Source organism: Falsibacillus albus (assembly GCF_003668575.1).
Classification (GTDB): Bacteria; Bacillota; Bacilli; order Bacillales; family DSM-25281; genus Falsibacillus; species Falsibacillus albus.
In genome coordinates, this window is the sequence record NZ_RCVZ01000018.1 from 30054 (window position 1) to 43361 (window position 13308).

At 45.7% G+C, this 13308-nt stretch carries 9 protein-coding genes; 2 read left to right on the forward strand and 7 right to left on the reverse strand.

What is annotated here, in order from left to right:
* Positions 1 to 151 precede the first annotated feature (151 nt).
* The 6 genes from D9X91_RS19225 to gltB all read right to left on the reverse strand — a co-directional run bounded on the left by D9X91_RS19225 (position 152) and on the right by gltB (position 10060).
* Entirely contained in the window at positions 152 to 403 is a 252-nt protein-coding gene (locus D9X91_RS19225) for a hypothetical protein (RefSeq protein WP_121682275.1), read from the reverse strand.
* 72 nt (positions 404 to 475) lie between these two features.
* On the reverse strand, positions 476 to 1075 hold the full coding sequence (locus tag D9X91_RS19230; RefSeq protein WP_121682276.1) for a response regulator transcription factor: 600 nt from the start codon (positions 1073 to 1075) through the stop codon (positions 476 to 478).
* Between the two features lie 2 nt (positions 1076 to 1077).
* Positions 1078 to 2208 carry a sensor histidine kinase gene (locus D9X91_RS19235; RefSeq protein WP_121682277.1) on the reverse strand — a complete coding sequence of 377 codons (1131 nt, stop codon included), beginning with the start codon at positions 2206 to 2208 and terminating at the stop codon, positions 1078 to 1080.
* A gap of 103 nt (positions 2209 to 2311) precedes the next feature.
* The gene (locus D9X91_RS19240) at positions 2312 to 3325 is read right to left on the reverse strand and encodes a fatty acid desaturase (RefSeq protein WP_199738145.1); all 1014 of its coding nucleotides are present in this window, start codon (positions 3323 to 3325) and stop codon (positions 2312 to 2314) included.
* A gap of 357 nt (positions 3326 to 3682) precedes the next feature.
* A complete protein-coding gene (locus tag D9X91_RS19250) occupies positions 3683 to 5170 on the reverse strand; it encodes a glutamate synthase subunit beta (protein ID WP_121682280.1) in 1488 nt (495 codons plus the stop codon).
* Between the two features lie 294 nt (positions 5171 to 5464).
* Complete coding sequence (gltB, locus tag D9X91_RS19255) at positions 5465 to 10060, reverse strand: glutamate synthase large subunit (protein WP_121682281.1); 4596 nt, start codon at positions 10058 to 10060, stop codon at positions 5465 to 5467.
* 427 nt (positions 10061 to 10487) lie between these two features.
* Here gltB and D9X91_RS19260 point away from each other — a divergent pair, with 427 nt between their 5' ends.
* The gene (locus tag D9X91_RS19260; protein ID WP_121682282.1) at positions 10488 to 10931 is read left to right on the forward strand and encodes a hypothetical protein; all 444 of its coding nucleotides are present in this window, start codon (positions 10488 to 10490) and stop codon (positions 10929 to 10931) included.
* A gap of 329 nt (positions 10932 to 11260) precedes the next feature.
* Here the strand turns inward: D9X91_RS19260 and D9X91_RS19265 are convergent, their stop codons facing one another.
* On the reverse strand, positions 11261 to 12298 hold the full coding sequence (locus D9X91_RS19265; protein ID WP_121682283.1) for a C45 family autoproteolytic acyltransferase/hydolase: 1038 nt from the start codon (positions 12296 to 12298) through the stop codon (positions 11261 to 11263).
* Between the two features lie 185 nt (positions 12299 to 12483).
* On the opposite strand from D9X91_RS19265, the gene D9X91_RS19270 reads away from it, so the two are divergent.
* Positions 12484 to 13305 (forward strand): GNAT family N-acetyltransferase, encoded by an 822-nt coding sequence (locus D9X91_RS19270; RefSeq protein ID WP_121682284.1) that lies wholly within the window; start codon positions 12484 to 12486, stop codon positions 13303 to 13305.
* Positions 13306 to 13308: the final 3 nt, after the last annotated feature.

Genomic DNA, 13308 nt, shown 5'->3' on the forward strand with positions numbered 1-13308 from the left:
ACTTGTGCACAACTTCTATGTGGGTAATGTGGATAAGTGTGTGAATATTTGCTAAATTAAGATCTTTTTTGTGGATAAAAGTGTGTGTAAATTTTGACAGATCACTACCAGCCGATTCTTGATGAGATTGACTCTAAGAGTCGATTTTTATCTACTTATCAAAAATCAACAAAAAAACAGCGAAGGATTCCTGTCGCTGCTGCCAAATGTGTACGTATGATTTCCTTTGCAAGCTGACCGCTTTCTGGGGGCGGTAAGCCTCCTCCGAAAGGATGACGTATTGTTCCAGTTTTTCTTTTGCTTCCACCCAAATGGTCGCTTTTCTGCCTGATTCGATCCCGTTTCCATCGCACGTCCGCCTTAACGGTCGCTTTTCTGCCCAAGGCACAGTCCCACCGTTCATTATACGGTTGTTCCCTCAGGGGTTTTGCACCATCAGCTCACTTTAATAAAACGGGTACAAGCAAAAAGCTTTTTACTTAAACCATCCCTTTTCCCTAAAATGGGTAATCGCTTCGATCCGGTTTTGCACCTCTAATTTATCGAGGATGGTGGAAATGTAGTTGCGCACGGTACCCGTTTTAATGCTGAGTTCATCGGCTATTTCTTTTGTGTTTTTGCCATCTGCCACGAGTTCAAGCACTTCTTTTTCCCGTTCTGTCAGTGGGTTTTCGTTTCCGTATACGCCCTCGATCAATTCAGGTGCGTAGATTTTTTTGCCTGCCATCACCATGCGGATGGAGCTGGCAAGTTCTTCGCTGGGACTGTCCTTGAGAAGGTAACCTCTTACCCCCGCCTTCAATGCCCGCTGGAAATATCCGGTCCGGGCAAATGTGGTCAGCACGATGACTTTGCAACCAGACCCCTTTAGCTCCTCTGCTGCTTCCAGGCCGCTTTTTCCCGGCATTTCAATGTCCATGATGCAAATGTCAGGGGTGTGTTTTCGGACAAGTTCAATCGCTTCTTCTCCGTTCGATGCCTTGCCGACGACTTCCATATCATCTTCCAAGTCCAATAACGAACCAAAAGCCCCGAGCAGCATTTGCTGATCTTCTGCTATGACGATGCTAATCATACTCATACCTCCTTGTCGACTTGTTTGACATCATTCGGCACCCTGATGGTGAGGGTCGTGCCGCTGTCCGTTGAAATATCCATTGTTCCGTTGACAAACTCGAGCCGCTCCTTCATTCCGACGAGACCATGTCCTTTTGGCTTTCCTTTTTCTTGGGACTTGAAGGTGCCGTTGTCCTTGATGACAATGACAAGCTCTTTCCACGTCTGGACGATCGAGATCGAGCAGACATCCGCTCCGCTATGCTTCACGATATTGGTGACCGCTTCTTTCAGACACATGCTGACGATATTTTCCGTCAAGAGCGAGACGTTGGTCAAGGTGAAGTCCTTAACTCCTTCAAACCGGATTTGCGCCGCCTCCAATATTTGCGTGATCCGGACAATTTCATCGTGGATGCGGATGCCGCGCATCGAAGATACCATCTTTCTGACTTCGTTCAAGGCCGTCCTCGATGTTTGCTGCACATCCTTCAGCTCTTCCCTTGCCTGCTCGGGGTTTTTGTAGACCAATTTCCTTGCAAGGTCGGTTTTCAGGCCGATTAACGAAAGCTTTTGTCCCAATGTATCATGCAGGTCTCTCGCGATTCGCTGCCTTTCCTCTAATTTAACCAGTTCAGATATTTTTTTATTTGCGTCTTCCAGTTTTTCTTCCAGCTGTCCCCGTTCCTTTCGATTATGGATGCTGAAAGGTAGAAGAATGACGCTGATCCATACAATGATGACAAATGGAAGCTGAGCGACAAATAATTCCTCATGCTTCACGATATTGAAATTGATTGACACCGACGTGCTGATTAAATGAACGAAATACAACGTTAAGAACGGAATTCGATTGTTGATGTTTCCAATAAAATAAGCTAGAAAAAAGGCAAAATATACATAGCTGAATAGGCTTGTAGACGTAATCGATATCCCCATCAGAATGATTCCCCATACATAAACCGGCCAGCCCGTCGCAAATAGAGCGATCCGGTACAGGATAAAAAAGAGGAACGTCAGAAAAATTCCGACCACAATTTCAATGGTGGACGATAATTGAAAGATGAAATAAAAAGGCAATATACAAAGAATGGTCCATATATAGGGGGCAATTCCATTTCCCCTTTGGAATGTAAAATACTTTTTGATCATAAAGGCAACCTCATTTTCGTAATTGAATCCTTACGTTTATTCTACCACTAAAGAAGGCTCCATAACTCTCCCTAAAAGAGAATCTATGGAGCCTTCCATTCATTCATGATTTAGTCGTTGCGGTTACACGTTTGATGCTGGGCTGTTTGACAGGCTTTGCTTCTTTAAACGTGACGAACTTTTTCTCCTTCTCATCCCATAAGCGGAACTTGAGGGATTTCAGGCTCGTTGCCAAAGTGATGGTCGGAACGTTTTGCAAAGGCTCGGTATTTTCATGGCACGCTTCCAGTTTATAATTGGGCACCCTTGGACTTAAATGGTGAACATGGTGATAACCGATGTTTCCTGTCAACCATTGAATGGGCTTCGGCAGCTTATAGTAAGAGCTGCCCTCAACGGCCGCCTTCACATATTCCCAGTCGTCATTACCCTCGAAATAGGAATCCTCAAAAGTATGCTGCACGTAAAACAGCCAAATTCCCATTGAGCCGGAGATGAAGAAAATCGGAAATTGAACAAGCAGGAAGGATTGCCATCCAAGCGTCCAGCAAAGCAAGGACACCGCTGCTGCGATCAATGCATTGGTTAAATACGTGTTCATGCGCTCTTTTTTTCTTGCGTCCTTGCGATTAAAACGGTTCTTCAGAAGGAAAACATAAATCGGACCCAAACCAAACATCACGATTGGATTTCGGTAAAGCCGGTATGAAATCTTCTGCCAGATGGAGGCCGCTTTATATTCCTCAATGGTCATCACCCAAATGTCTCCTGTTCCACGCTTATCCAGGTTGCTGCTTGTCGCGTGATGGACAGAGTGCTCGTGCTTCCATTGACTGAACGGGTGCATTGTGAGAACACCTGTGATCGTACCGAGAATTTTGTTCGCTTTTTTACTTTTAAAAAATGACCCATGTGTGCAGTCATGAAATATGATAAAAATCCTTGTTAAAAATCCCGCTGCAACCACTGAAATACCCAACGTCAAGAAGTAGGATACCGAGAGGCTTTCATAGGCGAGGATCCACAATAATATAAATGGCAAAATGGTGTTTAATAATTGTACAATACTGTTTTGTGTATCTGCTTTTTCATAAGGAGCAACTTGCTTCCTTAACATCGTTTGTTTTGTTTTAGTCACATATATCAATCCCTTGATCTGTCGTACACTTATTATAGAAAAATGCCTATAAATTATGCAGACATACCCGTCATGTGACATATATGATAAACGTCATATAGAGAAGGCGCGGACCGTGTTGTATTCATGTTTTCAACACCTGGGTCCGGGTCTATTTTATTTTTTTTGCTCTTCTCGTAAAGTATGTTGCTATTAAAAACAACAATATTTGCGAAACAGTCATTCTTTATTATTGCAGCTAAAACATTCTTGAAGACAAAAAAGGCAAAGGAATCGTCTCCGATTTTTCCTCTGCCTCTACACAAGCTATCGATATAGTCTCCATGCTGCCCATAATTAAGGCAATTCAGTCGTTCCCATCAAATAACGGTCGCATTCGCGGGCAGCTCCCCTGCCTTCATTGATGGCCCAGACGATGAGGCTTTGCCCCCTTCTCATATCTCCAGCTGCAAAAATGCCTTCAACATTGGTATTGTATTGGTCATACTCAGCTTTCACAGTTGAATTCGATTCGGTTTCTACGTTGAGCTGGGAGATCAATCCCTGTTCAGGTCCGCTGAAGCCTATTGCAACCAAGACAAGGTCTGCCGGCCAAACCTTTTCTGTACCAGGAATTTCATCTCGAATCCGATTTCCTTCCTCATCAATGCGGAGCTTCACATTTACAGTGTGGACCTCTTTCACTTGCCCGTTTTCATCACCGACGATTTTTTTCGTCATGACCGCAAATGCACGCGGGTCGTTGCCGAAAACATCGGTAGCTTCCTTTTGGCCATACTCGACGCGATGGATTTTTGGATATTGAGGCCATGGATTGCCCAGCTCATCACGAATCGCACCTTTTTGGTCATAAATATCAAATTGCGTGAGGCTCTTGCAATTGTGCCGCAAGGAAGTGGCCAGGCAATCCGTTCCGGTGTCACCGCCCCCGATGACGATGACATCCTTTCCTTTTGCGGAAATGTAGCTTCCGTCCTCCAAGTTGGAATCCAATAGGCTTTTTGTATTCGAATGAAGAAAATCCATCGCTTTATGGACGCCCTTCAATTCACTTCCCTCAACATTCAGGTCGCGGTGAACGGCCGCACCTCCGCAAAGGATGACCGCATCATATTCCTTGCGAAGGTCAGCAACGGGGTAGTCCTTCCCTACTTCCGTATTGGTGACAAAATCAATACCCTCCTGCTCCAAAATGTCGACCCTGCGCTTCACAACGGAATAAGGAAGCTTCATTTCAGGGATTCCGTACGTCAATAGACCGCCGACACGATCGCTGCGTTCAAAAACCGTGACGAGATGACCGGCTTTATTCAGCTGTGCGGCAGCTGCCAAGCCTGCAGGACCTGAGCCTACGACCGCCACTTTTTTACCTGTCCGCTTCAATGGGGGCATCGGCTTAACCCAGCCTTCCTCAAAGCCCTTTTCGATGATGGCGCGTTCAACAGTCCTGATGGCCACAGGCGGCTCATTGATCCCAAGCACACATGCGCCTTCACATGGGGCAGGACATGCAAATCCAGTGAACTCTGGGAAGTTGTTCATTTCATGCTCCCTCGCCAGTGCTTCCTTCCACTGACCTTGATAGACAAGGTCATTCCATTCAGGGATGAGGTGGTAGACAGGACAGCCTGTCGTCACTCCTTCGATTTCCATCCCTGTGTGGCATGTCGGTACGCCGCAGTCCATACAGCGAGCTCCCTGCTTCTGAATTTCTTCCTCCGGCATCTTGACCGTATAATCCTGCCAATCCTTGACACGGACTGCAGGATCCCGCTCACTCTGGGATTTTCGTTCATATTCCATGAATCCAGTCGGTTTTCCCATTCAATCACCCTCCTCGTTGTCTGTCAGCGGTTATATTTGTATTGGATACATTAATATTTCATTTCAAAAACTCAAATGAATCATGATAGGTTGTATGGCAGAGGAACCGGCTCGCTTTGCGCGGATGAACCACCGAGCCTCCTCGCTTCGCTGTGGGGGTCGGCTGGCTCGTTTTTCCGCTGAAGTCTTGCCGCTTCACCTGCCATAATTTAAAATTTAGTGCGCTAGCTCGCAAGCCACGATTAATCCTATTGTTGATTGACACTTAAACAGATATAGAAAACAGCTCCTGATTTATTTTGATGTTTCCAAAACTTTTGTGCTTTCTTGGAACGCTGTCATTTCCGCATCGAATTTGCTTAGTCCGTCTTTTTCGAGCTCGCTGATCCTCTTTGTCATTTTTAAATATGATTTTGGGATGACACGGACAAATTTAGATTCAAACGCAGCCCAATCATTGATGATCCTTCTGCCGTTCGCACTGTCTGTATATTTCACGTATTTTTCAATCATGCTGTAGACTTCCTTGATTTCATCAGGATCGAAGAGCGGCTGCAATTCAACAAGTTCCTTATTGCACTTCAATTCGAAGGTTTCATCCTCATCGAGCACATAGGCGGTTCCGCCGGACATCCCTGCTGCGAAATTCCGTCCTGTCTGGCCAAGTACAATCACCTTTCCGCCGGTCATATATTCACAACCATGATCGCCGACGCCTTCAACGACGACATTCGCACCGCTGTTCCGGACACAGAAACGTTCACCGGCTACCCCGTATACATACGCTTCACCGGATGAAGCACCGTAGAACGACACGTTCCCGACAATGGTGTTCTGTTCTGGGATGAAAGTAGCGTCCCTGAATGGATGGACGATGATTTTTCCACCAGATAAGCCCTTTCCAACAAAGTCATTTGCATCTCCTACAAGCTTCAACGTCAAACCTTTTGGAATAAATGCGCCGAAGCTTTGCCCGGCCGAACCTTTGAAAGTAAGCTGAATCGTATCTTCAGGAAGCCCTTCCGCTCCGTACCGTTTCGTTATTTCGCTTCCAAGCATCGTGCCGGTTACACGATGGATGTTTCGAATGGCCGTCGTCAATTGAATCGGCTCTTTGTTTTCGATCGCTTTGCGGCATCTTGGGATCAATTCTTGATAATCGAGTGTTTTCTCAAGATCGTGATCCTGTTCACGCGTTGCATATCGGCCGACTTTGATCGGTACATCCGGCTGATGGAGCAGGGCTGACAAGTCGATTCCCTTCGCCTTCCAATGGTCGATGGCTTGATTCGGTTCAAGTACATCCGTACGCCCGATCATTTCATTGATTGTGCTGAATCCTAGTTCAGCCATCAATTCCCTCGTTTCCTGTGCGACAAAGCGCATGAAGTTGGCGACGTGCTCAGGGTCGCCCATATATTTTTTGCGGAGCTCGGGATCCTGTGTAGCAATCCCTACAGGGCATGTATTCATATGGCAGACGCGCATCATGACACATCCAAGAACAACAAGCGGTGCTGTTGAGAAACCATATTCCTCTGCACCGAGCAACGTTGCCACGACCACATCACGGCCAGTCATCATCTTGCCGTCCGTTTCGACGACAATCCGATCACGCAGACGGTTCAGCAATAATGTCTGATGCGTTTCAGCCAGACCGATCTCCCAAGGCAGTCCGGTGTGCTTCAAGCTTGTTCGCGGTGCAGCACCGGTTCCGCCGTCATATCCGCTGATGAGTACAAGGTCAGCTCTTCCTTTTGCCACTCCGGCAGCGATCGTTCCCACCCCTACGGCAGAAACGAGCTTGACGCTGATGCGTGCTTTCGGATTGGCATTTTTCAAGTTGTGGATGAGTTCTGCCAAATCCTCGATTGAATAAATATCATGATGTGGGGGTGGTGAAATCAATTCAACTCCTGGTGTAGATCCACGGACCTCGGCAACCCAAGGGTATACCTTTTTGCCAGGAAGGTGTCCGCCTTCACCCGGCTTCGCACCTTGGGCAATCTTGATTTGGATTTCATCGGCATTCACCAAGTAATGGCTCGTCACGCCAAATCGACCGGAAGCTACCTGCTTGATTGAGCTTCGACGGGAATCCCCATTTTCGTCAGGAGTGAATCGATCCGGATCCTCCCCGCCTTCTCCGGTATTGCTTCGTCCACCGATGCGATTCATGGCGATCGCCAGCGCTTCGTGTGCCTCCTGACTGATTGAGCCAAACGACATTGCACCAGTCTTGAATCGTTTGCAAATCTCCTCGACTGATTCCACCTCTTCGATCGGAATACTGCTGCGCTCTTTAAAAGAAAGCAGGCCGCGGAGTGACTGAAGATTTTGTTTTTCATCCGTCAGCATCTGCGAATACTTTTTGAACAAGCTGTAATTGTTCGTTCGGCAAGCATGCTGTAGCGTATGGATGGTACTCGGGTTGTATTGATGATCCTCCCCGTTTTTGCGGTATTGGTACTCATCTCCTGTTTCCAACGTGCGATTCTGATCCTGCCTTGTACTGAAGGCATTTTGATGTCTTAACAATGCCTCTTTTTCAATGATGTCGATTCCAATTCCGCCAAGCCTTGAGGCAGTGCGGGTGAAATATTTATCGATGACCGATTTGTGGATCCCGACCGCTTCGAAGATTTGCGCGCCTCGATAGCTTTGGATAGTGGAGATCCCCATTTTGGATAGTACTTTGACAACACCGTCTGTCACGGATTTGATGTAGGACTGCACGGCTTCTTCATAAGAAGGGCCGCTGATCTGCCCTCGGGCAATCAAATCACGGATTGATTCATATGCCAAATACGGATTGATCGCTTCCGCCCCATAACCAAGGAGTGCGGCAACATGGTGAACCTCCCTCGGCTCACCGGATTCCAGGATGATGCTGAGCTTTGTGCGCGTCCCTTTTCGGATCAGATGATGGTGCAGACCGGATACGGCAAGCAATGCCGGGATCGCAGCCCTTTCCCTCACTACTCCGCGGTCTGATAAGATCAATAGGGTGGCACCATCTTCAACAGCTTTGTCCGCTTTTGCAAAAAGGGCATCCAATGTCTTCTCGAGCTGGTCCCCTTCCTCGGTTACATTGAACAAAATCGATAGTGTGGCCGTCTTGAATCCATCCAATTCCTGATGGCGCAGTTTGTCTAATTGGGCATTCGTCAAGACCGGTGTTTTCAACTGGATATGCCTGCAGCTATACGGACCCGGGCTGACCAGATTTCCTTCCGCCCCAATCGTCGTTCCAACGGATGTGATGATTTGTTCACGAATGGCATCGATCGGCGGGTTTGTAACTTGGGCAAATAATTGTTTGAAGTAGTTGTATAGAAGCTGAGGCTTTTTCGATAAAATGGCGAGAGGCGAATCGTATCCCATGGAGCCAACAGGGTCTTTCCCATCTGTGACCAAAGGCTTGATGATTTTATTCAATTCCTCAGTTGTGTATCCGAACGCTTTCTGCTGCAGAAGCACCTGCTCTGGATCGAGCTGCTCCAAGTAATGATAGATGCCGGATTCCGGGATCTCATCCAGCTCCACTTTATTTTCCGTCAGCCAATATCGATACGGCTGTTCGGCTGCCACTTGAAGTTTGATTTCCTCATCAGGGATGATCTTTCCTTTTTCAATATCGATCAAAAGCATCTTTCCAGGCTGAAGGCGGTCTTTGTAAATGATGTCATCTGCGAAAATATCGAGTGCCCCTACCTCTGAGCCGAGGACAATCATTCCGCTCTTCGTCACATAGTATCTTGCAGGCCTTAAACCGTTTCTGTCCAGACATGCCCCGATCTGCTTCCCATCCGTGAAAACGAGTGCAGCCGGTCCGTCCCAAGGCTCCATCAAACAGCTGTGATATTCATAAAAATCCTTTTTCCTTGGATGGATGGTTTCATCATTTTCCCAAGGTTCAGGCACCATCATCATCGCTGTATGCGCAAGCGACCTTCCGGATAGGTGAAGAAATTCAAAGCAATTATCGAACATCGAGGAATCACTGCCTGTCTCATCGATGACCGGTAAAACCTTTTCAAGATCCTCTTCATTAAAAAATTCGGAATGGCAAAGCTGTTCACGCGCCCTCATCCAATTGACATTCCCCCGCAATGTATTGAATTCCCCATTATGGATCGTATAGCGGTTCGGATGCGCCCGCTGCCAGCTAGGAAATGTATTCGTGCTGAAGCGTGAGTGGACAAGTGCCAATGCGGATTGAAACTCAGGATGGTTTAAATCGATATAAAAGGAGTCGAGCTGTTCAGGTATGAGCATTCCTTTGTATACAATGGTGGTGCTGGAAAGACTGCAAATGTACACATCTTCATGACCTTCGATCTCACAGATCTCCCTTTCCATCCTTTTGCGGATCACGTAAAGCTTACGCTCAAAATCAAGATGCGTATGGATATCATCGGCTGCCCCGATAAACACCTGGCGGATGACCGGTTTTGATTTCGAAGCGACCCTTCCGACAAAGGAGTCATTGATCGGTACTGGACGCCAGCCAAGAACCTTCTGTCCTTCCTCTTCAATGATCTTTTCAAAGATTTCGCGGCTCTTCATGCGCTTGTCATAATCGACCGGCAGAAATACCATTCCAACCCCGTATTCGCCTTCTCCCGGAAGATAAATATCCTCCTTCTCACATTGCTTCAGGAAAAAACGATGAGGAATCTGCGTAAGGATCCCGGCGCCATCACCTGTACTTGTATCCGCGGATTGGCCGCCGCGATGCTCAAGATTGCATAAGATATTGATGGCATTCTGGACAATGTTATGCGTCTTTGTCCCATCAATATTGGCAATCATGCCGATCCCGCACGCCTCATGCTCATGGGCTGGATCGTACAATCCTTGAGCAGCAGGAAAGTTATTTCTCATCATACTTGTATCCTCCTCTACTTTTTATGAAAATTTATGAATAAAAATTCAATTCACGAAATTGTTTTAATTTTTTATAGTATATCACGAATTCTGAAATATACGAAAAATTTTGACAAATTGAAAACCCTTTCATAACATGGTTTAAACCCGTTTTTCATTCCTTTCAAACCTTATCTTTTAGGAGCGATGAAATTCAAAAACCCTTTCATGAAGGCAAAGAAATCGCTTACATAAATAGGTTTCACCTTGTCTTTATTTATGCATTTTTTACAATAAAAATTTTTTTTTACTGACTGATAGACGAAGATCATTTCTTTGAAAATGCCGCCTTTCACACTCAACAGAGAATATTCCAGCTCTTGTTAGATTGAAATCGGGACAAGTTTGTTATAATGGAGGTAGACATGGTTTGAAAGGAGAGTTGATCATGGCGAAATCAATGAAAAGACGAGCATCACTGTGGGTATATGATCAAATAAGCGGAAGTTATATAGATTCGGAGAAGGATTCTTTAAAGAGACACTACCTTCACTTCAAGCTGGAGGGATTCTGCGACGAACCAGAGATCTACCTCGTTGCAAATGAAGAGGGGTTGGAATGGGGGTACACCGTGTTCAAATGGGACAACATGGGCGTTCCACTCCCAATGAAGAAAGCACTTCACTTTCTTGCATGGAAAGACCTCAATGTCTTGTCCGCCGAAGAAAAAATCGATAAGATCATCGAAGAAATGATGAAAGCCGTCAACGCGAAAAAGCGTGAATACCGCAAATGCAAAAAATGCGAGAACAAACTTCACGACAGCCAATTCTACAATAAAACCCACTGCCGCAAATGCGCAAAAAAACACTTGGGTGTATACGTGGATTAAAAGTAGGATGAAAGTAAGCCCCCCTCCTTTGGTGACAGGCACCGTGGAGGGGGGCTTGTTTTTGTCATTGCGTGGAGCTCAGATTGCAATTGTTTTTAATTGAATTGGACTGCTATAGTGCGTTAAGACGTCTTTGGGTAAGGGAAATGTATTTGTCGAAAAACGTTATTCGACATCATCGACTTGACCAATTAATTCCAAATAAATAGCTATTCGACTCTTCATTTTGTCAAATTGCCGGGGAAATACTCATATTTTCCACTTTCTAGAACTATGGTACTTAGAGCAATTGTCGACCTTCAATCAAGAGTTGATATCATTCCGTCATGCTATGCATTTCTCCCATCATCTTTTGAAGTTATCTCACCCACCAATTCCACTTCGTTTAAATTTTCACCATTCACCCAGTCCTGAAAATTGATATCCAAGACCTTTCCTCTAGCAGCCGCTGTCATTAATCGAGCATCTTTCCTTGAATAAGCTATCGTGTGCAGGGTACCGAAAAATTGTTCATAGTCTGTAAAAAACATCGGAGACTCGGGATCCCGAAATAAATTGAACATTTCTTCAGTAGTCACCGTTTTCCCATCACCATAGTGACTTAAGAATTTTTCCCTTTTGATGGAGCCTTCAATTCCATCGCGATTCATCCTTTTCATCTCTTCTGTATTAAAATGATTTACACAGGATGAATTGACTTCTCGCCCCCTGACCACAGTCTTCGCTGGACCGGCTTCCACCACGAGGTTCTTTCCGCTTGCATCAGCCAATGAAAAGTTATAGCAGCATGCATGAGGCAGCTCCTTAATCAACTGGGCAGCTTCATCCACATTTGCACACATATCCAGTACCATCCGAACGACAGTCCAGGCAGATACCCCTTCACGATGACCCTCATTATTGACAAAGTGCAGACCTATGGCCAATCCTTTTTCATTCACTCCATCATGCCTCCCGAGGATTTGCAGGTTATAGCCTGCAGATGCATAATGGTCACGACTTTGGACAAGCGAAAAAATACCGTCATAATATTCCGGGGAAAAATCATAGTTTCTTATATATCCATCCCTAGTCATAAACGCGGAGCAACCCATTGCTTCGAACCTCGGAACACCATAGCCGCTAAATAAGGATGCGGCACTTTCAAATGTCAGCTCAATTCCCTCTGCCAGCCCATGCAATTCGTCAAGCAAATGGGGTGAATAAGCTAAAAACACACTTCTCATATTTTCAAGATTGATCTGCTGCTTCGTCAAATTCATCCAATGATTTTGTGTGGACTTCCCTTTCAAAAATCTCCCTAACTCAAACCCAATATGAAACGGATCACTTCTCAGCTGGACAATCTCCACCTTAAAATCTGCCATTTTTAGTTTCCTCCTCTATTAACTCTCAATATAAACCTCATAAATGCAATCATCCTGTCTTTTTGTGCTATTCGGTGACAGAGGGTGACAGGCACCATCTAAAGTCACCCTTTAAAAAAGGAATACGCCCAGCCTGCATCGAATTTTTATTGTGTGAAATAATCATCGGACAAAAGGAGAACTACATGCTATCTACAATACAATTACAGGATATTGAACTGCTGCAGAAGGAATGCGAAGCTGCTGGAGATTTCCAGTTGAAGCTGAATTGGGAAATGCTTCGTAACAGGGAATCGGATCACTTGGATTTCTTTCATTATGAAAATAATGAGCTGGCTGCCTATTTGGCATTATATCCATTTGGATCGACTGTCGAAGTTTGCGGGATGGTTAAGCCGCAAGAAAGAAGAAAGGGACATTTCCAGCGCTTGTTCAACCAAGCCATGGAAACGATAAACGAAAGACCATTCAAAAAGATACTCTTGAATGCACCGGCCAGTTCTCAGGAGGCGAAATCCTTCTTGAAAAAGAACGGAGCCGAGTATGCTTTTTCGGAGCATCAGATGAAGTGGCAGAAAGGCGACCTGCAGATCGACGACAGCATCACGCTCCGGCCTGCAGCACCTGAAGATTTAGCCCTCAGGATCCAATTATCCGTCGATGGATTCGGAATGAGTGAAGAGGATGCAAGAGAATCAGAAACAAGAGTAGAAGAGTATGATAAGAACACAATGTTTATGGTTGAGGCCGACGGACAGCCAGTCGGGAAAATCCGTCTCAGCCTAGAAGACGGCGAAGTATGGATCTACGGATTTGTCATAAGTGCCGATCAACGCGGCAAAGGAATCGGGCGCAAAGTACTGAGCAAGGTCATCAAAGAAGAGAGCGGTAAAGGGCATTCCATCCACCTTGAAGTCGAAGCGAAAAATGACCATGCCCTTGGCTTGTATACTTCAGTCGGATTCCAGGCCCTCCATGCACAGGATTATTATCTCCATCAAATTTGAGCA

Bases quoted from the DNA above. Each gene is read 5' to 3' on its own strand.
- D9X91_RS19260 (WP_121682282.1), top strand. From the start codon at position 10,488: ATGGCGAAATCAATGAAAAGACGAGCATCACTGTGGGTATATGATCAA.
- D9X91_RS19240 (WP_199738145.1), bottom strand. From the start codon at position 3,325: ATGTTAAGGAAGCAAGTTGCTCCTTATGAAAAAGCAGATACACAAAAC.
- D9X91_RS19225 (WP_121682275.1), bottom strand. From the start codon at position 403: ATGAACGGTGGGACTGTGCCTTGGGCAGAAAAGCGACCGTTAAGGCGG.
- D9X91_RS19250 (WP_121682280.1), bottom strand. From the start codon at position 5,170: ATGGGAAAACCGACTGGATTCATGGAATATGAACGAAAATCCCAGAGT.
- D9X91_RS19265 (WP_121682283.1), bottom strand. From the start codon at position 12,298: ATGGCAGATTTTAAGGTGGAGATTGTCCAGCTGAGAAGTGATCCGTTT.
- gltB (WP_121682281.1), bottom strand. From the start codon at position 10,060: ATGATGAGAAATAACTTTCCTGCTGCTCAAGGATTGTACGATCCAGCC.
- D9X91_RS19270 (WP_121682284.1), top strand. From the start codon at position 12,484: ATGCTATCTACAATACAATTACAGGATATTGAACTGCTGCAGAAGGAA.
- D9X91_RS19230 (WP_121682276.1), bottom strand. From the start codon at position 1,075: ATGATTAGCATCGTCATAGCAGAAGATCAGCAAATGCTGCTCGGGGCT.
- D9X91_RS19235 (WP_121682277.1), bottom strand. From the start codon at position 2,208: ATGATCAAAAAGTATTTTACATTCCAAAGGGGAAATGGAATTGCCCCC.